Below are 18,985 nucleotides of genomic sequence, written 5' to 3'. Positions count from 1 at the left end.
TCCCGGTCGTACTTCTTACGCTTCTCTGGCATCTCATTCCCTATTGTCGATGCCTCCACGCTTCTGGGGAAACCTCAGTTGGGTGCAGCGCGCGCCGAGCGAGTGCTGGCTCCGCTCGTGGCCACGGGTCGGATGGCATTGACGGCGTACGCGCTGCAGTTCGTTCTCCTGCGGGTGATCACCGACGTGTTCCTCGACGGCGGGCGGGACGATCACTGGTGGGTGCTCGGGGTGCTCACGGTCACCGTCGTCGGGTTCTGCTGGGTATGGGAGCGCCTGGGCTGGCCGCGACCAGCGGAGCCGCTGCTCAGACAGGCCCAGCGCCTAGTCACAGAACAACTGAAACCGCGCTGAGACTCAACGGGCGTACCCCGGCAGCGCACGGAACCAGTCCACCGTCGCTTGCAGACCGTCGGTGAGAGGCACCGCTTCGATCTCCGGAAAGTGCGCGAGCAGGCGCGAGTTGTCGGCTTGGGAGTCTCGGACATCGCCGGCGCGAGGTTCGGTGTGCTCAACCTCTGGCCGGAAGCCCAGCGTGTCCGACAGGTGGTCGATGAGCTTGTTCAGCGACGTACGGCTCCCGAACGCGAGGTTCACCGCCTCGAGGTCGGTGACCTGGCGGACGACGGCGTCGGTGATGACGCGCGTGAGCGTGCCGATGTACGTGAAGTCCCGCGTCTGTTCCCCGTCGCCGTGGACAGAGAGGGGTACGCCGCGAAGCGCTGCATCGATGAACGCGGGGACGACGGCGGCGTACACATGCCCCGCCGGCTGCAGCGGGCCGTAGACGTTGAAGAATCGGAACGCCAGCACCGGGAGGTCGTAGGTGTGGCCGTAGGCGATCGCGTACGACTCCGTCGCCTGCTTGCTCACCGCATAGGGGGAGATGGGGGCGGTCCGCATGGCTTCGCGCTTCGGGAGCTCGCGGTTCGCGCCGTAGACCGACGACGATGACGCGACGATGGTGTGGATATTGCCGGCGCGGCGGGCGGCCTGGAGGACCTCAAGGGTGCCGGTGGCGTTGGCGTGGTGGGACGCGAGCGGGTCCTTGACCGAACGGGGAACAGAGGCCCGGGCCGCGAGGTGGACGACTGCGGACGCGCCGTCGAAGGCTGCGTCGAGCGCGTCGGGGTTGAGGATCGTGTCTTCGATCAGTTCGATCTCGGTCCCGTCGAGGTTGTCGCGGAAGCCGGTCGAGAGGTTGTCCAGCGCGATTACGGAGTCGATGGTGGGCTGCTCCAGCAGCGCGCGGCCCAAGTTCGAGCCGATGAACCCGGCACCCCCGGTAACAACCACCTTCACGATGTCCCCTTTGGTCGATCACAGCGGGCGGGTACGCTCGCACGCACAGCATGCTGCCCTGACCCCTCCGTCGCATGCGTTTGTCTCAATCTGTGCGGGGAGTTGCGCGCGCGCGGCTGTCCGCTGGTATGTTCCTCCTGACTAAGGACGCTTGAGACTTGGGGGATCCGGAACCATGACTGAAGAGACTAAGGGCGGCATCTCACGCCGTACGCTGGCCAAGGGCATGGCATGGTCCATCCCGGCCGTCGCCGTTGCCTCCACTGTGCCGGCGTATGCCGCATCCCCCCCGCCTCCGCCGATCGATCCATCGGCTGGATCCGGTCCCTTCTGTCAGCACAGCAACGTGAACCGGTACCACGGCGAGTTCTGCTTCAATAACACGACAGCCGCACCCATCACGGTCACGCTGACTAGCTGGGTTGTTCCCGGTGGTCATACACTTAGTGCCTTTTTCAGCGAGTCGGGCGTGCTGAACAGCTCGCGCTCTATGCCGCCTGGCGAGACTTGCTGGTTCGTCGACAGTTCAGCATCCCCGGACAATGCGAATGGGCTGTCAACTCTCTTCTTCTCTTACGAGTTCGAAGGGGATACTATCGACGACAGCATCGAAGCTACGGCTAGCGGCGTGAACTGCAACTCGACTCCTCCGGCACCTACAGGTGCGCCGCCGCATACCCCAGGAGGCCCGTAGTCCCGTAGTCGTCAGTCTGGACGCAAACTGTTCCGTGCGTTGAAACCCCTTGACGCGAAGCGAGACCCGCGCTCCCTTTTGACGAGGTCCGATCACGAAAGTCGGGCGGTTGCCTTTCCCGGCAACCGCCCGACTTGTCGTTGGCACCTGATCTCTTGCACGCGGTCAACCGTATGATTCCCAGATCGCCCGCTGATCTAGATCTGCAGCAAGCACTTGAGGGCAGGATGCCACCGTGACGAAGGGCCGTTTGGTCTGGCCAGATGCGGCGCGCGGGGTGGCTGTGCAGTCGATGTTTGTCGCGCACGTCGCCCCGGGTGGCGGGGTTATTCTGCTGTCGGAGTTCCTGACTGCACCCCTCTTCGCTCTCTTGGTCGTGGTGTCGCTCACCCTCAGTTGGCGCAATCGCCGAATGGCGGCTCTCACCTGGTATGTCGTCCAAGCGGCGCGTGGCGGCGTACTCATCATCCTGGGGATGCTGCTCCAAATGGTGTATTGGCAGATCGCGGTCGTCCTGCAGGCGCTCGGTGTGTTGACGATCGTCGCGGCAGCGATCGTGCCGGTCCTCGCCGGTCGGCCGGTGCTCTGTCTGCTGGGTGCGTTGGGCATTGCGATCTTCACGCCGCTGGTGATCGATTTCGGGCGCGGGCTGGCGGTGCAGGGAGCCTTCGCCAGGTGGTGGGTAGACATTCTTGCCACCGGCCGGGCGTATCGGGTGTTCACGTTCTTGGGGTACGGGTTGTTGGGGATCGCGCTCTTGGCGTTGATCCGCCGGCTAGATTCCGCCCGCAGGGCAGTGGTGGCTGCGAGCGCAGCCACTGTCCTGGCCGCGGGGATCCTGATCGTGGACCAGCTCACGACGGCGGAGCTGCGTACCTATGCCGGCACCACCCGCGAAACCTTGTTCTCCATGGCTCTCGCGGCGGCCGCGGTCCTCTGGTGCGTCGCGGCCGAGCGGGCGCTGGGAGCAGCTCGCGCTGAGCGAACATTGGCTCCCATCGTGGCTACCGGACGGATGGCGCTGACCGCATACGCCCTGCAGATCGTCCTCCTGCGTGTGATCACCGACGTGTTCCTCGGCGGTGGTCGAGACGATCACTGGTGGGTGCTCGGAGTGCTCACCGTTAGCGTGGTCGGATTCTGCTGGATATGGGAGCGACTCGGTTGGCCGCGACCCTTGGAGTCCCTGCTCAGACTGCCCCAGCGGCTGGTGACTCGAGGGTCGAGGACACCAGCGTCGGCAACGCTGTCGGGGCCGACCAGCGGGAAGTCTTGAAGCCGCGCTGTTGTCGACGATCAGAGACCTTGGCTGAGATCGACCCCGTAATGCCGCTGCACGTGGTCGACGACGAGCGACGTGTTCCTCGGCGGTGGTCGAGACGATCACTGGTGGGTGCTCGGAGTGCTCACCGTTAGTTAGCGCGAGCGCGGCGACTGTCCTCGCTGCCGGAATCCTGATCGGTGATCAGCTCACGACGGCGGAGTTGCGTACGTATGCGGGCACGACGCGCGAGACCCTGTTCTCGATGGCTCTCGCGGTGGCCGCGGTCTTGTGGTGCGTTGCGGCCGAGCGGGTGTTGGGGGCAGCCCGCGCCGAGCGAGCGCTGGCTCCGCTCCTGGCCACCGGACGGATGGCATTGACCGCGTACGCCCTGCAGTTCGTCCTGCTGCGCGTGATCACCGACGTGTTCCTCGATGGTGGTCGAGACGATCACTGGTGGGTCCTGGGCGTGCTCACCGTCCTTGTGGTCGGGTTCTGTTGGACGTGGGAGCGACTCGGCTGGCCCCGACCGGTGGAGTCCCTGCTCAGGCTGCCCCAGCGGCTGGTGACCTGACGCTCCAGGACCGGCATTGAGGCGTACCGTGAACGTTGGGCCGGCCCCTGGTGGCCGGGGGCGTCGGAATGGCGGGGCCTCAGCGAGCGTACGTCGAAAGCGTGCGGAACCAGTCCACCGTCGCCTGCAAACCGTCGGTGAGGGGTACGGCCTCGATGTCCGGGAAGTGCGCGAGCAGGCGCGAGTTGTCGGCCTGGGAGTCCCGGACGTCGCCGGCTCGCGGGTCGGTGTGGTCGACGTCTGGACGGAATCCGAGGGTGTCGGCGAGGCGGTCGATCAGCTTGTTCAGGGACGTCCGGCTCCCGAACGCGAGGTTCACCGGTTCGAGGTCAGTGACCTGGCGGACGACGGCGTCGGTGATGACGCGGGTGAGGGTGCCGATGTAGGTGAAGTCCCGCGTCTGCTCCCCGTCGCCATGGACAGGCAGGGGTACCCCGCGTAGGGCGGCGTCGATGAACGCGGGGACGACGGCGGCGTACACATGCCCTGCCGGCTGCAGCGGGCCGTAGACATTGAAGAACCGGAATGCCAGCACCGGGAGGTCGTAGGTGTGACCGTATGCGATCGCGTACGACTCCGTCGCCTGCTTGCTCACTGCATAGGGCGAGATGGGAGCGGTCCGCATCGCCTCGCGCTTGGGGAGTTCGCGGTTCGCGCCGTACACGGACGATGAGGACGCGACGATCGTGTGGATGTTGCCGGCGCGGCGGGCGGCTTGAAGAACCTCAAGGGTGCCGGTGGCGTTGGCGTGGTGCGACGCCAGCGGATCCTTGACCGAACGCGGGACCGAGGCCCGTGCCGCGAGGTGGATGACCGCGGACGCGCCGTCGAATGCAGCGTCAAGCGCATCGGGATTGAGGATCGTGTCCTCGATCAACTCGATGTCCGTCCCGTGGAGGTTCTCGCGGAAGCCCGTGGAGAGGTTGTCCAGCGCGACGACGGAGTCGATGGTCGGCTGCTCCAACAGCGAGCGACCCAGGTTGGAGCCGATAAACCCAGCACCGCCTGTTATGACGACCTTCATTTATCCCCCTCGAAGCGAACGATTCCTCCCGGAACCTAGCAGTCTCAGGGAGGCCCTCCGATGAAGTTCGCGAGTGGAGCCACTGGGGCATGCGCACAGGCGGGTCCGCTCACGTCACGAGTGGCTGGGTGGACATTCTCGCCGCCGACCGCGGGGTGCGCTGTCCGCTGCGCGAATCCCGACGCTGGAACGGCCCTCGCTCCTCGACCGCTGATCTGACCGTCAGCGCATCGACACAGAGCCGAAGGGGCTAACGCGGGATGTGTCCTGGATCGATCTGGTTGAGTGCCTGACCGGCGGCATGTGACAGTTCTGGCTCGGGCGGTGAAAGTGTCAGTCCCGGTTCGTAGATTCCCGCCCATGGGATCTTTGGCCGCGGAAGCGTGGTTTGCTGAGCGGGCCCGTCGCTTGGCCAACTTGGAGGCGTCCCACCGTGCGGTGGCTGGCCGCGGGCCGGGGCGCAGATGGATCACGACGGAAATCAACCATGCGCTGATCCTGCGCTTGGCTTCTGAGTTCCAGGGTTTCTGCCGCGACCTTCACGAGGAGTCGATTGAGGCCTTCATCGGTTCCGGACTCCCCGTTCCGGATCCCATCAACTCTGTCGTGCGAGCGTCTCTCGAAACGGGTCGAAAGATCGACTCGGGGAACGCGACGTGGGCGAACATCGTGACGGACTTCCAGCGGTTTGGCCTCTCGTTGAAAGCCGAGCTCCAACAGTCGCGTCCGGGACGCTATTCAGGGTGGGTCACGGTGATGGACCGGCTCAACAAGGCGCGCAATGCGATTGCCCACGATGATCGTGTCAAACTCGCCGAATGCCACGAGCGCCAGCCGCTGACCCTCCAGACGTTTCGGCGTTGGCGGTCGACTCTGAACGAAGTGGTCCGTTCCCTGGATCGTTTGGTGGGGGCATACTTGAAACACTTGACTGGAACGAACCCGTGGTGAGGAGGGGAAACATGGCCACCAAGCGAGAAGGCGGGACACGCTCCGCCCTTGTCAAGACTTTCAAGAGCGGATCCCGCTCACAGCGTCACAGGAAGCGTTCTGCAGCGACCGGCCAGTTCATGAGCGGCTCGAAGGTGAAGGTTCCCTTCGGCGCGCGGGAGTATTGGGCCACGGTCGTCGAAGAGCGCAACGGCCGTGTCCACGTCACCATCCGGGTGCCGGGTGCCGACGAGGCGATGCAGTCGTCGTACACGCCGGACCAGGTCCTTGCCGTGGCAGAGCCCACGTCTTCGGAGGAGTGACCAGTTCGTCGCACAGCCGTTCGACGAGGTTGAGCTGAGGCATGCTGAAAGTATGACCACGACGATCAAGGTGAGCGCCGAGCTCCGCGACCGGCTCAAGGAACAGGCCGCACGCGATGGCCGCACCCTCGGCGCGCACCTCGCCCATCTCGCGGATGCCGAAGACCGCAGATGGCGGCTGCGCCGGTTGAAGGCAGCGATCGCCCAGTCCACGCCGGACGACGCCGAATCGCACAGGGCGGAATCCGCCGATTGGGAACGAACCGAACTGAACAGACGATGACACGTGCCGGAGTCTGAGCTTGCCCCTGGTGTGATCGCCTGGGCTGCCCTCGAACCGGTGCGCGGTCGGGAGGAGGCCGCGCGTCGTCCGGTTTTGGTCATTGCCTCCGCTGGATATCTGGATGCGGTCACCACCCTCGTCATCGTGTTGCCGATCACGACGGCTGATCGCGGCTGGCCCAACCACATCCGCGTCGACGGGCCCAGTGGTCTCGATCGGCCATCGTGGATCATGACCGAGCAGCCGCGTACGCTGTCTCGCGACCGACTTTCGCGGGTTGCCGGCCAGGTCTCGGCGGAGTGTCTTGCATCCGTCCGCTCCTGGCTCGGTGACTTTTTCGACCTTTGAAACGGAGGGCACAGAGTGACGGTTCTGGGCGATGACGTGCTGACGCGGATCCGTACGCGCGCTGATCTGCATCGGTGCTCTGCGGCGAATGCCCATGGCGCTCAGATGCACCGGGGCATCGATGTTCTTGAGGCGGCCCGATCGTCCGTGGACCCGGTCGAGATCCACAAAGTCACCCATGCTGCGCTCGCGAGCGCGATCAAGGTGATCGCCCGAGCCGACGACTCCAGCGGCATCATCGGCGCAGCCTGCCGCCGCCTGCTCGCGCTGCATCCGCAGACAGCGGCGGCCGCCAACGCGAACGTCGCGCGACTGGTGGACTGGATGATCAAGTTCCAGTTCGACGGTGACGTCGACTTTTTCGAGATCGACCCGGTCGCGTACGCCCCGGCCCTCGCAGAGAAGGGGATGACCGCCTATCGGGCCCGGCTGCAGGAGGCGCGGGACCGCATCGGCCCGGCGCCTGCGGACTGGCTGGCCGACCCGAACCGCCACGACCGCTGGACGCTGGAGTGGAACGACCAGCGGCTTGCCGTGCTGGACCGGGACGTGGAGATGATCATCCGTACGCATGTGCGCGACCGAAGCGTCGCCGCCTGGTTCCAGGACACCGCTCAAGCGTTGGCGGAGATCGGCGAGTTCGATCTCGCCATCGATTGGGCTCGCCAGGCCCTCGACATCGGTCCTCGGCACCAGTCGCTGGAGGCTGCTGGGTACTGGTGCGAGCTCCTCGAGGCCCATCGGCCCGAGCAGGCGCTGGAGGCCCGTCTTGAGGTGTTCCGGCGATGGCCATCGGCCAGCACCGGGGCTCGCCTCTATCGTTCGGCCGGCGACGTCTGGCCTGGTTATCGCGATGAGGTCATGGCCGCCCTCGAGACCCGCCCTCGGGATGCAGTGGTCTTCGCTGTGGACACGCTCAAGGACGCACCATTGGCGTGGCGACTAGCGCATTCGCTGGACCTCGCCGACGGTGACATCTGGGACCTGCTGGTGAAGGCGTACGAGAAAGTCGACCCGGTCGCCGTGTTGCCCGTTCACCGACGACTTGTGGAGCAGGATCTCATCGAGGCAGACGCACGACGCTATCGGGCAGCCGCCCGAAGGCTGGTGCGGATGCGGACACTTGCCTCGAACACCCCCGAGGCGGACGAGGTCGACGCCTTCATCCGCGACCTGCGCGAGGCTCATCGTCGCAGGCCTCGACTGCAGCAGGAGTTCGACCGAGCGCGCTTGCCGTGACGGTTCACGGGTAGGCTTTAGAAAGGAGGCGCATCGAATGACCGCAGGACTGATCGAACCGGAGCCGGTTCCTCTGACCAGGGACAACGCTGGTCGGCTCATGGTCATCGGCACTCGCGTGCCGCTGGACACCCTCGTTGCTGCGTTCGAGCGAGGGGACTCGCCCGAGGCGATCCACGAGTCCTATCCGTCGGTGGCGCTGGGTGACATCTATGCCGTCTTCACCTACTACGTTCGGCACCGCGATGAGGTTGATGCCTACCTTGCGCTTCGTGCTCGGCAGCGCGCTGATCAGCGAAGCGAAGTCGAGAATCGGTTCCCGCCTGAAGGGCTGCGCGCCAAGCTCCTCGGGCAGCTGGACGCACGTCTGAGTGCCTGAATGGGATCGATTCCGCAGGTACCATATATGGCATGCATAAGACCACCGTCTATCTCCCTGAGGAGCTCGATCTCCGCCTCGAGGCTGAGGCGGCGGCAACAGGTCTGAGTAAAGCTGAGCTGATCCGCCGTGGAGTGGCGGCCCTGCTCGACGCGAGCGACCGGCCGAGACTTTCGGGGCCACTGCCTGTCTTCGACTCGGGCCGCCCGCGGACAGCAGAGGATCTCGACGATGACCTTGTCGATCAGCTGAAGTCGAGAGCTGCCCGGCGTTGATCGTCGTCGCCGATACGTCCGCCTTGTTCGCTGCCTTCGACGCCGGCCAGCCCGAGCACACCGCGGCGGCGGCAGTGATGGAAGACGCGCTACTCCTCCTGTCGCCCTTGGTTCTGACGGAACTCGATCATCTGATCCACCGCGACTTTGGCTTCGACGCCGCCGTTCAAGTCGCGCAAGCACTCACTGACCGAATAGGCGAAGGGCGCTACCGGCTGGCATCCCTGACCAACACCGACCTCGAGGCAGCGGCCGACATCCGAATCCGCTACGCCAGCCTGAAGCTCGACTTGGCCGATGCAATAGGCGTTGTGCTAGCCCACCGGCACCACACCAACGAGATCTTCACCCTCGATCAACGTGACTTCAGGGCGATCGCGCCGCTGACCTCGCGGTTTGACGCCTTCCGCATCCTGCCCGCCGATCGCTGAGGACCTCGCCTGGCCGTCATCGCCCGCTAATCCGGTCTCGTCCTCGCAGCGGTGCGACGGACAACGGCTCACTTCTTCAAGGCCTGGGACCACTTCACGGCTTGGCCGGTCTTGAGGATCGACCGCTCATAGATCCGGGCGGCGAACCAGATGACCACGGCGGTGCTGGCGGCGAGGATGCCGACGGACAGCAGGTTCTCCCAGAGCGTGGCTTGGCCGAGGTAGACCCGCATCGGCACCGCCACCGGCGCGGAGAACGGGAAATAGGACATGATCGTCAGCGCCAGCGGATTGTTGCTGAACATGAGGATCGCGAAGTACGGCAGCATCACCAGCATCATGATTGGGCTGGACACCTGCGCCAGATCCTCCTGCCGGGAGACCAGGGCCGCGGCGGCGGCGTACAAGGAGGCGATCATCACGAAGCCGATGGTGAACAGCATGACGAACCACAGGATCGGGATCCCGAGACCGTCCAGATTGAGCCGCTGGCTGTTGACCTGCATGCCGATCAGCGCCACCGCCGCATAGAGCACGACCTGGCCGAAGGCGAGCAGCGAGTTGCCGACAACCTTCCCGGCGAGGATCGCGCGGGCAGGGATGGCCGCCAACAGGATCTCCACGATCCGGGTCTGCTTCTCCTCGACGACTGACTGGGCGATGGTCATCCCGAAGGTCATGGCGGTCATGAGGAACACCAAGCCGAAGGCGAGCCCGATGAAATACACCAACAGCGGGTTCGGCGCATTCGGGTCCAACAACTCCACCGCCGGCGACTGGGACAACCCCTGCACCAACGCTGTCGGCGCGTCGCTCTCGGCGAGCACGAGCAGGCCCGTGGGGGAATCGGCCGACGGCACCACCGCGGCGTCCACCTCGCCGTCGAGCACGGACTGGCGAGCGGCGCCGGCGTCGGCGACCAGCCGGGGTTCGACCGCATCCCCCAGCGCGGTGACGGCCTGCTCGGTCTGAGCGGTGACGGCGACCGTGTCGGGGGAGTTGAACGCGTCCGCCAGCCGCGGCCCGACCACCATGGCGGCCAGCAGCAGGAGCAGCGTGATCGCGGTGGTGATGACGAACGACTTCGAGGTCAGCTTCACCGCGAGCTCGCGGCGGGCCACGACGACGGCGGCCTGCCAGAAGCTCGCCTTCGGGCGTACGCCCCGGCCGGACGTGGCGACCCTCGTTCGGGTGTCGGTGGCGGTGCTCATCGGACTGTCTCCTGGAAGATGTCGTGGAGGGTGCGGTTGACCCTGCCGAAGTGCGTGACGGTGCCGCGGGCCAGGGCCTCGGCGAGCACGCGGTTGGCCTCGTCCTCGGTGCGGGCGACGAAGCGGACGTTGCCGGCGTCGAACTCCCGGACCTGTACGCCGGCGCCCCGGACCCAGCCGACGTCGGCGGAAGACTGCAGCTCCCAGACCGGTTCGGCGGCATCGGCGAGCAGGTCCTCGCGGGTGCCGTTGGCCCGGATCTCGCCGCCGGCGATGATGACCAGTTCGTCGCACAGCCGTTCGACGAGGTCGAGCTGGTGGGAGGAGAAGAGCACGGGTGCGCCCGCGTCGGCTGCCGTGCGGAGCACTCCGAGCGTCGTTTCCACGGCCAGCGGGTCCAGGCCGGAGAACGGCTCGTCGAGGATCAGCGCGACCGGATCGTGGACCAGCGCGGCCGCGATCTGGGCCCGCTGCTGGTTCCCCAGCGAGAGCGCCTCCAACGGGTCGCCCATCCGGTCGCCCAGGCCGAGGCGTTCCAGCAGCTCGGCCCCACGCCCGCGCGCCTCACGGGCGCTCAGCCCGTGCAGCCGGCCGAGATAGACGAGCTGGTCGATGACCTTCATCTTCGGATAGAGGCCCCGCTCCTCGGGGATATAGCCGATGTTGGCCCGATAGTCCTCCGTGATCGGCTGCCCGTCCACCTCGACCGAGCCGGAGTCCAGGGCGAGCACGCCCAGAATGATGCGCATCGTCGTCGTCTTGCCCGCGCCGTTGCCCCCGACGAAACCGGTCAACATTCCTGGCCGGATCGCGAAGCTGACGTCCCTCAGCACCTGCGCCGATCCGAACGAGCGGTTCACCTTCCGCACACTGATCATGACCCCAACGCTAGGCACTGTGGTGACCGATCACCTCCGGCGGAAGGGGGAAATCCGGCCGCAGCGTGCCTCCTCCGGGCGGGGGAGTGCCGTGTGGTTTCGGCGCGTACCCGGCTGAGCTTCAGGTGCCGGCGAGGCCGTTCTCGTACGCCCACACGACCGCCTGCACCCGGTCCCGCAGACCGAGCTTCATCAGCACGTTCGACACGTGCGTCTTCACGGTGGCCTCCCCGACGACCAGCTCCTCGGCGATCTCGGCATTGGACAGGCCGCGGGCCACCAACCGCAGGACGTCGTGCTCCCGGGCGGTGAGCCGAGCCTGGGCGTACCCCTGCGAAGGTCGGCTGGAGCCGTCCGGACCCGCAGGCGCCGCGCTGTCGTTGCGCGAACTCCCGACATCGCGCACATTCTCGTCGTCGCGTGCCCTCCCCTCTCCAGAGACCGGTGCGCCCCGGCGGGCGAACCGTTCCAGCACGCGCCGGGTAACCTCCGGGGCCAGCAAACCCTCGCCCTTGGCGAGCGCGACAACCGCCCCGATCAGGTCCTCGGCCTCCGCGGTCTTGAGCAGGAACCCACTGGCACCGGCCTGGAGGGACTCGAAGAGGAAGTCGTCCCGATCGAAGGTCGTGAGGATGAGGATCGCCGCCCGGGAGCCGGCGGCGGTGATCGCGCGCGTGGCCTCCAACCCGTCCAGGTCGGGCATCTGCACGTCCATGCAGATCACGTCCGGATCCAGCTCGGCGGCCAACCGCACGGCCTCCCGACCGGTCGCCGCCTGCCCGACCACCGACAATCCCGGCTCGGTCTCGAGGATCGTCTGGAACCCCACCCGGATCAGCGGCTGGTCATCCACGAGGAGGATGCGGATCATCGGGCACCTCCGGCCGGGACCCACGCGCGCACCAGCCAGCCACCCCGCGACTTCGGCCCCACGGTGAGCCTGCCGCCGACGGCCTCGACGCGTTCGTGCATCCCCTGCAGTCCGGTTCCGGTGCCGTGGGCGCCGGCGGACCGGCCCCGGCCGGAGTCGGAGATCTCCAGCTCCAGGCCACCGTCGGCGGGTCGCAGGGTGAGGATGGTACGCGCCGCCGGTCCCGCATGCTTGCGGACATTGCTCAACGCTTCCTGCGCCACGCGATAGAGCGTGAGGTGCGCGCCCGGGGAGAGGTCGAGGCTGTCGGGGGCGTCGCCGCTGTCCACGTCGGTGACGCGACGCAGTTCGACGGGCGTACCCAGACTCCGCGCGTGCGCGACCAAGTCCTCCAACTGCTGAAGACCCGGCAGCGGGTCGGTGCCCGAGCCGGGATCTCGGAGGGTATGCACCAGCGAATGCAGCTCGCCGATCGCCTTCCTGGCCGAGCCCTCCACGCCGCGCAACGAGTCGATGGCGCGCGCCGTGGTGCTGGTGACCTCGCTGGTGCGGTCGACCTCGCTGGTGCCGGTGCTGGTGCTGGTGAGGTCGAGCAGTCGTCGGGCCGCAGCTGCCTGAACGCCCATCGAGGTCACGTGGTGGGCGACGACATCATGCAGCTCTCGGGCGATGCGGACCCGGTCCAGGGCCACCGCGTTCTCGGCCAACCGCTCCTGTTGCGCGATGATCTCCGCGGTGGCCCGCTCGAGCTCGGCGCGTTCCAGGGCCTGTTGCCAGGCCCGATCGCCGAAGATCCAGGCGGCGCCGAAATAGGCGATGTTGACGCCGAACTGGATCAGCATGAAGGACAGATAGGCGGTCACGCCCCGCTCCCCGGTGACCGGATCCCAGAAGCCCTGGATGGTCGCCACCACGAGCCAGGCGGCCATCGCCACGACGATCCCGAGCCGCGTGAGGAACGCCCGCCGACGTTGGGGGTCCCAGGCGCCGACGGAGTACACCCCCAGGAACAGCACCACCTGCGAGGCGTACAGCTCCACGCCGACCCAGGTGCCCAGCGCGATATACAGCGCCGAGATGACCACCGCGACGACGGCCGGCGCGCGGCGGCGGTACGCCAGCGGCAGCGCCAGGGCCACCGCGCCCAAGGCGACCCACCCGGGGTCCAGCTTGAACGTGTCCAATCCGGTCTGCTCCAGGAGGAAGACCGCCGCGACACCGGCCCCGGCCAGCACGAGCGCGAGGGCACCGTCGGCCCGGAACCAGCCGGCGGGCAGTTCTCGGGTACGGGCCACAGTGCGACGATACCGAGTGGCGTCCGGGGCCGCCGGGGCATACTGAAAGTATGACCACGACGATCAAGGTGAGCGCCGAACTCCGCGACCGACTCAAGGAACAGGCCGCACGCGATGGTCTCACCTTGGGTGCGCACCTCGCCCATCTCGCGGATGCCGAGGACCGCCGGTGGCGGCTGCGCCGGTTGAAGGCCGCAGTCGCCCAGTCCACGCCGGAGGACGCCGACTCGCATGCAGCGGAATCCGTCGATTGGGAGCGAACCGAACTGACAGATGCTGACACGTGACAGAGTCTGAGCTCGCTCCTGGTGTCATCGCCTGGGCTGCACTCGAACCGGTGCGCGGTCGTGAGCAAGGTGGGCGCCGCCCGGTTTTGGTCATCGCCTCCGACGGCTATCTGGATGCGGTCACCACCCTCGTCATCGTGTTGCCGATCACGACAGCCGACCGCGGCTGGCCCAACCACATCCGCGTCGACGGGCCCAGTGGTCTCGATCGGCCATCGTGGGTCATGACCGAACAGCCGCGTACCCTTTCTCGCGACCGACTTTTTCGGGTTGCGGGCCAGGTCTCGCCGGAGTGTCTCGCATCCGTCCGCTCCTGGCTCGGTGACTTTCTCGACCTTTGAAACGGAGAGCACAGAGTGACGGTGCTGGGCGATGAAGTGCTGACGCGGATCCGTACGCGCGCTGATCTGCATCGGTGAGTCGGACGACGACTGCTTCAGCGTCGCGATGCCGACCCGATCTGCGGCTCACTCGCGCCCGGCAGCCAGATCGTCGGCGAGTTCGGCCCGGTCCAGGCCGAAGGCGTCGATCGCGGTGTCCAGGTCCGTACGCACGCCACTGTCGGTCGCCGCCCGCAGCTCGGGGCAGGGACTATCGCGCACTACGCGATACAGCGCCCTTGTGGGTGGCGTTCAGTGGCGGCTCGAGACGTATCACCTTGACCCGTTCCGCGGGTCAAAAGGATAGGTCGGCGTCCGCATCCGGCCGGTCCCGGATGAAGTCGATGCCGCTGTCCAGGGCGTCAACGAAGAGGTGGCCGAATTCGACCTCCTGGTCGGCGCACCAGGCAAGAGCATCGAGGTCCTCACGAGCCGCCGGATGCTCGCGCCAGGGCATCGAGGTCAGTCCGCCGTACGCCAGCCTGAGGCGTGCCGGGATGGCCGGCTCGTGGCGACAGAGGGGAGCATCTCCCGTTGTCACGCGGGACCCTGTCCGAACGAGTCGGCGATCCTGGCAGGCATGGTCACGCCAGGTCGAGTCTCGGCGGAGAATGCCCGACATCCCGTCAGCATCGCGACCGGTCGCGCCGACCTGATCGCTCGTGAGTGACTTTGGTGGGGGTATGCCCCCAGCAATCTCACGCACCAGCGCCGACGGGCGTGCCGGTGGCCAGGGCTTGCCGCGCTGTCACTCACTTCTTCAATGCCTGGGACCACTTCACGGCTTGGCCGGTCTTCAGGGTCGACCGCTCGCACACCCGAGCGGCGAACCAGATCACCACGGCCGTGGTGGCTGCCAGGATGCCGACGGACAACACCAACGCATAGAGCAGCACCTGACCGAAAGCCAGCAACGAGTTCCCGATGACCTTCCCGGCAAGGATCGCCCGGGCCGGGACGGCGGCCAACAGGATCTCCACGATCCGGGTCTGCTTCTCCTCGACGACCGACTGGTCAGCCCAAAGATCATGGCGGTCAAGCTTCCCGGGTGCCAGGGGCGCGACTCCCGTCCCTGAGCCCCGCCGTTCCCTGGAACTGGTCCCGTGAGATGCGGGGACGTCGCAGCACTTCCACGGGACGCCCGCCCGGTGGACGTGTCACCACTGCGTCGAGGTGTGGTGGGACGCGCGGCGTGCGAGGAGGACGACCAGCCCCAGGCCGATCGCGAGCACGCCGGCGCCGATCGGTCCGAGGACCGGCGTGACGATCGCCCCCAGCATCATCAGGACGGCGCCGATCTTGCTGTGACCGGCCCACCACAGGGTGACCGCGAAGGTCACCATCACGAGCAGGAAGACCACCTGGATCCCCTGCATCATCCACATGAACAGGCCGCCGTTCGTGATGTTCAGCACCTCCGGCGCCACGTCGGCGAGCCAGGTGGTCGGGAGGGCCTGCTGGAAGTGGGCGGTGGCCTGCAGCACCAGGGCGAGCTGGACCAGGGGGACCGTCCACGTGGGCAGCGACCGCCGGTCCGCGCGCAGCCGGGCGACGACCGGCACCAGCACGATCAGCAGGGTGAGCCCGACCCAGCTGACCGCCTGGGAGACGCCGTAGGCCGGGACGGCGACGGTGTCGGAGAACTCCCCGGGCTTGCTCAGCCAGATCGGTCCCAGCACCAGGCAGGCCGTTCACGGCGAGGACCGCACAGGTGGCGAGGAGGGCCGTGAGCCTGCGTCGCGTCGTGGCCGCCGTGGGGGCCGGCATCTCCGCTGCGGCGCCGGAACGCAGGATGCTGACGGCGTGGAGGGCCAGTCCCAGTGACAGGGTGCCGTGACCGAAGGCGCCCAAAAAGGGGTCGAGACGGCGCCGAGGGCCATCAGCACGGAGGCGACCCGGCTGTGCCCCGCCCGCCAGAGCGCGACCGCCAGGATGACGTTGGCCACCATGTAGAAGACCCACACCACGTTCAAACCCACGCCCAGGATCCCGAGGTCGGTGAGGTCGAGGACCTCGGGGGCGATCGGCAGCAGCCACGAGTCGAAGAAGCCCAAGTAGAAGAGGGTGGCGGCCTGGGTGGCAAACCCCAGCTGGGCCAGCGGCAGGACCCGCCCCGGCGGTGTCCCCTTCGCACCTGGACGGACGAGGGCGGGCAGCAGGATCACCTGAATGGTCAGGAGGATCCAGCTGATGCGCATCGTGGGGAAGTAGGTGGGAGCCTGGGCCGTGTCCGTGAACACCTCGGCCGGGTGGAGGATCCACAGGGGACTCAGGACGAAGGCGTTGACGCAGAGCAGGGCGGTGATGCCGATGATGGTGAGCAGCGACCGGCGGGTCCCGGGGGAGAGCCCGGTGCCGGGTGCCGTCCCGGTCGCCGCTGCGCCCGAGGTCGGCTGGATCCTGCTGGTCTCCGTGGGTCTGATGCTCATGGTGAGGTCCTCCGGGCGGAAGGGCCGGGCTGGTCCCGGCCGACGCTCACCACACTGGCGTTCCCGCCTTCCCGGGTGCCAGGGGCGCGACTCCCGTCCCTGACTCCCGCCTCCCGTGGGAAGTGGTCCCGTGAGATGGGGACACGTCGCAGCATTTCCACGGGACGCCCGCCTGGGCGCACGTGCCTACCCCTGGGCGTCGCGGGCGCGGGCGACGAGCTCGGCGCGGCTGCGTGCGCCGGTCTTGGTCAGCAGCGCGCTGACGTTGTTCTGCACGGTCTTGACCGACAGATAGAGCTCGCGGGCGATCTCGTGGTTGTCCTTGCCGCGGGCGACGAGCGTCAGGATCTCCGACTCGCGCGAGGAGAGCCCCGGGAGCACAGGCCCGCCGGGCTCTAGGGAACGCCGCCGCACCGCCTCGCCCACCGCCCCGCTGAGCACTGTGTCGCCCTCGGCGACGGCGCGCACCGCCCGGGCGATCGCGCCGTGCCCGGCGCCCTTGAGCACGTAGCCCCGCACCCCGGCGTCCAGCGCACGCCCCACCGTGGTCGGCTCGTCGTGCATCGTCAGCGCGAGGATCCCGACCTCCGGCCGCGACCGGGACAGGCGGCGCGCGGTGTCGACACCGTCCAGCACCGGCATGTCGAGGTCGACGACCACCACGTCCACCGCCACGTCGGGCCGGTCGACGAGCTCGAGCAGCTGTGCGCCGTCGCCACCGCGACGACCTCGATGTCGCCGGAGCTCTCCAGCAGCAGCTGCAGACCCTCGCGGAAGACCGGGTGGTCGTCGGCCAGCGCGACGCGGATCACAGGCGTCCTCCAGGCGTGTCGCCCGGGGCCGGACCGACCCCGGTCACCGCAGCGCCCCCGGCAGCTCGAAGGCCACGACGGTGCCGCCCTGCACCCCGTCCTCGACCCGGAGCCGGCCGCCCTCCTCGGCGATGCGGCGCTCCATACCCGTGCGCCCGACGCCTGCCGGCGCGGCGGTCCCCATGCCGCGGCCGTCGTCGCGGACCTCGCCCACGAGCCGGTCGCCCCGCGTCTGGAGGGTCACCTCGGCGCGGGTGCCGCGCGAGTGCCGCGCCGCGTTGCGGACCGCCTCGCTGACCACGAGGTATGCCGTGGCCGCTGCCTTCTCCTCCAGGGGCGGCAGCGGGTCGGGCCGGGTCACCAGGGTCACCGGGAAGCTGTCGGCGTAGGGGGCAAGGTGCACCTGCAGCGCCGGGACGAGGTCATGGTCGTGCAGGGCACCCGGGCCGAGATCGTCGATGAGGCGGCGGACCTCCGCGAGCGCGCTCTCCGTCTCGGCACCGATCGAGTCGAGCAGATCGTCGATGCGCGCCGTGTCGCCGCGCGCGAGGTGGTTGCGTGCGGCCTCGGCGCGCATCGAAATGGACCCGAGGACCGGCCCCAGAGAGTCGTGGAGCTCGCGGCGCAGCCGGTCGCGCTCCTGCTCGCGCACCAGGCTCAGCCGGTCGTAGCGGCGGCGCAGGTCGAGGTCCCACAGCTGCTCCCGCAGCACCGCGGCCCCGATCGCGACGGGCAGGAGCACGCCCGCCACCCCCTGCAGGACCTCGCCCGTCTCGCTGAGGACCGCCAGCACGGCGGTCACCCCCAGGACGATCGCGGCCACCGCGATCCAGCGCAGGGCCGCCCGCTCACGGCTGCCGGCGCGTCGCCACCGGACCACCGGCGCAGCGGCGGACATGAGGTAGAGCGCCGGCAGCACCATGAACAGCGCGCTGAGGAGGCCGTCAGCCACCGGCGCGATCGCCTGCCAGCCCAGCGGGTTGGTCTGCGGCGCCAGGACCTCCGCTCCGAGCGGACCGGCCAGGAGCGCGGTGGTGAGGACAGCGAGGGTGGCCCAGAGCAGGACCAGCCGCTCGGCATGCCGCCACCGCGGGCCCGGGAGACGCCCGGTCGGGAAGCGCAGGAGCATGACCATCGCCAAGGCCTGCGCGGGGATCCAGGCCCAGTTGGTGAGCCATCCAGCGGCCGTGGCCAGGGGACTGCCGCGGTCCACGAGGGTCAGGGCGACGACGAGCGCCAGGTTGCCGCACACCCACGCCAGGGCTGTGCCCAGCATCAGCCAGGCGATCACGGAGCGGGGCTGCTGCCTGGCCAGGACCGCCCCGGCCGTTGCGAGACCGGCCATCCCGACCATCAGCAGGCTGGCCGCGACGTTGCTGTTGAGCTGGTCGGAGCGTTCCGCAGGGAGGGTGGCCTCGAACGTCAGGAGTGCCCCGCCACCCACGACGGTGGCGACCAGGGCAATGACAGCGAGCACTCTGAGGAACGGCTCGGCTCGCGGGAGCTGCACGGCAGCGGGCGGGCGGTCGTCCGCCGGCTGCGGCACCGCCACCGCGAGCGGCTGGGCTTCGGTCATGGGCCCAGCGTAGGGCGGGGCGTTCCCCGGCGACAGGGGCCGATCTCCCGGGATCGCGGGAGCACCGGACGGCGCACGGCACACCACGGCCCCGTCGTGACGCGCCTCAGACGGTGACGTTGAGGCTCGCGGGTAGCCGGCCCGACCGACCCCGGCTGGAGAGGCTGTAGTTCCCCTCCACGT

Annotated in this window: 26 protein-coding genes; 13 read left to right on the top strand and 13 right to left on the bottom strand. The window is 68.1% G+C overall.

Features of this window, described 5'->3' with window-relative positions:
* The first annotated feature begins 78 nt into the window (after positions 1 to 78).
* Positions 79 to 354, top strand: a complete 276-nt coding sequence (locus ACQ260_RS07790) for a DUF418 domain-containing protein (RefSeq protein WP_432558846.1) — start codon at positions 79 to 81, stop codon at positions 352 to 354.
* A 3-nt stretch (positions 355 to 357) separates the two neighbouring features.
* On the opposite strand, the gene ACQ260_RS07785 is transcribed toward ACQ260_RS07790, so the two are convergent.
* Positions 358 to 1,302 carry an NAD-dependent epimerase/dehydratase family protein gene (locus ACQ260_RS07785; protein WP_432558845.1) on the bottom strand — a complete coding sequence of 315 codons (945 nt, stop codon included), beginning with the start codon at positions 1,300 to 1,302 and terminating at the stop codon, positions 358 to 360.
* A gap of 929 nt (positions 1,303 to 2,231) precedes the next feature.
* On the opposite strand from ACQ260_RS07785, the gene ACQ260_RS07780 reads away from it, so the two are divergent.
* Together ACQ260_RS07780 and ACQ260_RS07775 are read left to right on the top strand one after the other, a co-directional pair.
* Positions 2,232 to 3,272, top strand: a complete 1,041-nt coding sequence (locus ACQ260_RS07780; protein WP_432558844.1) for a DUF418 domain-containing protein — start codon at positions 2,232 to 2,234, stop codon at positions 3,270 to 3,272.
* A gap of 94 nt (positions 3,273 to 3,366) precedes the next feature.
* On the top strand, positions 3,367 to 3,831 hold the full coding sequence (locus tag ACQ260_RS07775) for a DUF418 domain-containing protein (protein WP_432558843.1): 465 nt from the start codon (positions 3,367 to 3,369) through the stop codon (positions 3,829 to 3,831).
* A 79-nt stretch (positions 3,832 to 3,910) separates the two neighbouring features.
* Here ACQ260_RS07775 and ACQ260_RS07770 read toward each other — a convergent pair whose 3' ends face one another.
* The gene (locus ACQ260_RS07770) at positions 3,911 to 4,855 is read right to left on the bottom strand and encodes an NAD-dependent epimerase/dehydratase family protein (RefSeq protein WP_432558842.1); all 945 of its coding nucleotides are present in this window, start codon (positions 4,853 to 4,855) and stop codon (positions 3,911 to 3,913) included.
* Between the two features lie 438 nt (positions 4,856 to 5,293).
* Here ACQ260_RS07770 and ACQ260_RS07765 point away from each other — a divergent pair, with 438 nt between their 5' ends.
* The 8 genes from ACQ260_RS07765 (at position 5,294) to ACQ260_RS07730 (ending at position 9,063) form a co-directional block, all read left to right on the top strand.
* Positions 5,294 to 5,806, top strand: coding sequence for a hypothetical protein (locus ACQ260_RS07765; RefSeq protein WP_432558841.1), 513 nt, complete (start codon positions 5,294 to 5,296; stop codon positions 5,804 to 5,806).
* A 119-nt stretch (positions 5,807 to 5,925) separates the two neighbouring features.
* Complete coding sequence (locus ACQ260_RS07760) at positions 5,926 to 6,108, top strand: hypothetical protein (protein WP_432558840.1); 183 nt, start codon at positions 5,926 to 5,928, stop codon at positions 6,106 to 6,108.
* Between the two features lie 52 nt (positions 6,109 to 6,160).
* Complete coding sequence (locus tag ACQ260_RS07755; RefSeq protein ID WP_432558839.1) at positions 6,161 to 6,391, top strand: hypothetical protein; 231 nt, start codon at positions 6,161 to 6,163, stop codon at positions 6,389 to 6,391.
* A gap of 3 nt (positions 6,392 to 6,394) precedes the next feature.
* On the top strand, positions 6,395 to 6,739 hold the full coding sequence (locus ACQ260_RS07750) for a type II toxin-antitoxin system PemK/MazF family toxin (RefSeq protein WP_432558838.1): 345 nt from the start codon (positions 6,395 to 6,397) through the stop codon (positions 6,737 to 6,739).
* A 15-nt stretch (positions 6,740 to 6,754) separates the two neighbouring features.
* Complete coding sequence (locus ACQ260_RS07745) at positions 6,755 to 7,978, top strand: DUF6880 family protein (RefSeq protein ID WP_432558837.1); 1,224 nt, start codon at positions 6,755 to 6,757, stop codon at positions 7,976 to 7,978.
* Between the two features lie 37 nt (positions 7,979 to 8,015).
* Positions 8,016 to 8,357, top strand: a complete 342-nt coding sequence (locus ACQ260_RS07740; RefSeq protein WP_432558836.1) for a DUF433 domain-containing protein — start codon at positions 8,016 to 8,018, stop codon at positions 8,355 to 8,357.
* A 32-nt stretch (positions 8,358 to 8,389) separates the two neighbouring features.
* On the top strand, positions 8,390 to 8,632 hold the full coding sequence (locus ACQ260_RS07735; RefSeq protein WP_432558835.1) for a ribbon-helix-helix protein, CopG family: 243 nt from the start codon (positions 8,390 to 8,392) through the stop codon (positions 8,630 to 8,632).
* On the top strand, positions 8,629 to 9,063 hold the full coding sequence (locus tag ACQ260_RS07730) for a type II toxin-antitoxin system VapC family toxin (RefSeq protein ID WP_432558834.1): 435 nt from the start codon (positions 8,629 to 8,631) through the stop codon (positions 9,061 to 9,063). Before ACQ260_RS07735 ends, ACQ260_RS07730 begins: the two co-directional genes overlap by 4 nt.
* Before the next feature lie 68 nt (positions 9,064 to 9,131).
* On the opposite strand, the gene ACQ260_RS07725 is transcribed toward ACQ260_RS07730, so the two are convergent.
* From ACQ260_RS07725 to ACQ260_RS07710, 4 genes are all read right to left on the bottom strand, one after another.
* On the bottom strand, positions 9,132 to 10,274 hold the full coding sequence (locus ACQ260_RS07725; protein WP_432558833.1) for an ABC transporter permease: 1,143 nt from the start codon (positions 10,272 to 10,274) through the stop codon (positions 9,132 to 9,134).
* Positions 10,271 to 11,152 carry an ABC transporter ATP-binding protein gene (locus ACQ260_RS07720; RefSeq protein ID WP_432558832.1) on the bottom strand — a complete coding sequence of 294 codons (882 nt, stop codon included), beginning with the start codon at positions 11,150 to 11,152 and terminating at the stop codon, positions 10,271 to 10,273. The genes ACQ260_RS07725 and ACQ260_RS07720 overlap by 4 nt, the downstream gene beginning before the upstream one ends.
* A 121-nt stretch (positions 11,153 to 11,273) precedes the next feature.
* Positions 11,274 to 12,020: a response regulator gene (locus ACQ260_RS07715; protein WP_432558860.1), complete on the bottom strand. Its 747-nt coding sequence runs from the start codon at positions 12,018 to 12,020 to the stop codon at positions 11,274 to 11,276.
* Positions 12,020 to 13,318 (bottom strand): sensor histidine kinase, encoded by a 1,299-nt coding sequence (locus ACQ260_RS07710; protein WP_432558831.1) that lies wholly within the window; start codon positions 13,316 to 13,318, stop codon positions 12,020 to 12,022. The genes ACQ260_RS07715 and ACQ260_RS07710 overlap by 1 nt, the downstream gene beginning before the upstream one ends.
* Here ACQ260_RS07710 and ACQ260_RS07705 point away from each other — a divergent pair.
* Positions 13,207 to 13,605 (top strand): ribbon-helix-helix protein, encoded by a 399-nt coding sequence (locus ACQ260_RS07705; protein WP_432558859.1) that lies wholly within the window; start codon positions 13,207 to 13,209, stop codon positions 13,603 to 13,605. The two genes, ACQ260_RS07710 and ACQ260_RS07705, sit on opposite strands and share 112 nt — an antisense overlap.
* The gene (locus tag ACQ260_RS07700) at positions 13,602 to 13,946 is read left to right on the top strand and encodes a type II toxin-antitoxin system PemK/MazF family toxin (protein WP_432558830.1); all 345 of its coding nucleotides are present in this window, start codon (positions 13,602 to 13,604) and stop codon (positions 13,944 to 13,946) included. Before ACQ260_RS07705 ends, ACQ260_RS07700 begins: the two co-directional genes overlap by 4 nt.
* A 126-nt stretch (positions 13,947 to 14,072) precedes the next feature.
* Here the strand turns inward: ACQ260_RS07700 and ACQ260_RS07695 are convergent, their stop codons facing one another.
* The 7 genes from ACQ260_RS07695 to ACQ260_RS07665 all read right to left on the bottom strand — a co-directional run bounded on the left by ACQ260_RS07695 (position 14,073) and on the right by ACQ260_RS07665 (position 18,802).
* Positions 14,073 to 14,207: a hypothetical protein gene (locus ACQ260_RS07695; protein ID WP_432558829.1), complete on the bottom strand. Its 135-nt coding sequence runs from the start codon at positions 14,205 to 14,207 to the stop codon at positions 14,073 to 14,075.
* A 73-nt stretch (positions 14,208 to 14,280) separates the two neighbouring features.
* Positions 14,281 to 14,526 carry a hypothetical protein gene (locus tag ACQ260_RS07690; RefSeq protein WP_432558828.1) on the bottom strand — a complete coding sequence of 82 codons (246 nt, stop codon included), beginning with the start codon at positions 14,524 to 14,526 and terminating at the stop codon, positions 14,281 to 14,283.
* Positions 14,527 to 14,737: 211 nt separating this feature from the next.
* Positions 14,738 to 14,965 (bottom strand): hypothetical protein, encoded by a 228-nt coding sequence (locus ACQ260_RS07685; RefSeq protein WP_432558827.1) that lies wholly within the window; start codon positions 14,963 to 14,965, stop codon positions 14,738 to 14,740.
* 177 nt (positions 14,966 to 15,142) lie between these two features.
* Entirely contained in the window at positions 15,143 to 15,664 is a 522-nt protein-coding gene (locus ACQ260_RS07680) for a hypothetical protein (protein WP_432558826.1), read from the bottom strand.
* Positions 15,665 to 15,676: 12 nt separating this feature from the next.
* On the bottom strand, positions 15,677 to 16,414 hold the full coding sequence (locus tag ACQ260_RS07675; RefSeq protein WP_432558825.1) for a hypothetical protein: 738 nt from the start codon (positions 16,412 to 16,414) through the stop codon (positions 15,677 to 15,679).
* 186 nt (positions 16,415 to 16,600) lie between these two features.
* Entirely contained in the window at positions 16,601 to 17,116 is a 516-nt protein-coding gene (locus ACQ260_RS07670) for a response regulator transcription factor (RefSeq protein WP_432558858.1), read from the bottom strand.
* A 153-nt stretch (positions 17,117 to 17,269) separates the two neighbouring features.
* On the bottom strand, positions 17,270 to 18,802 hold the full coding sequence (locus ACQ260_RS07665) for a sensor histidine kinase (RefSeq protein ID WP_432558824.1): 1,533 nt from the start codon (positions 18,800 to 18,802) through the stop codon (positions 17,270 to 17,272).
* Positions 18,803 to 18,985: the final 183 nt, after the last annotated feature.

Origin of the sequence: Ammonicoccus luteus, assembly GCF_050880385.1 — a bacterium.
Classification (GTDB): Bacteria; Actinomycetota; Actinomycetes; order Propionibacteriales; family Propionibacteriaceae; genus Enemella.
This window is presented reverse-complemented; position numbering and strand designations above follow the sequence as displayed.